The 265-nt window shown below is 63.8% G+C and carries 1 protein-coding gene; it reads right to left on the reverse strand.

Annotated features, from left to right (window positions below):
• Positions 1–265: hypothetical protein (locus ACV22W_RS33760; protein WP_448023876.1), on the reverse strand; the 265-nt coding region annotated here is incomplete at both ends.

Below are 265 nucleotides of genomic sequence, written 5' to 3' on the forward strand. Positions count from 1 at the left end.
TCCACCGATATTCATACCGAGGTTGCCGCCGACCGACAGGTTGCCCGCGTTCTGCTGGAAGTTGCCGCCAGTGACGATCGACGCGTCACCCGCGACGTCCAGCTTGGCGATCGGCCCAAGCGTCGTCACCACGCTCGTCGCGCCGTCGCGACTCACCCGCGTGCTGGCGTTCGTCGCCGTATCGAGAATGAGGTCCTTGCCGGCATCCAGTTGCAGACTGCCGGCCTTCACATTCGCGGACGTCAGATCGATGTTGTTCTCGGTC

It is taken from the genome of Burkholderia sp. AW49-1, from assembly GCF_053427845.1.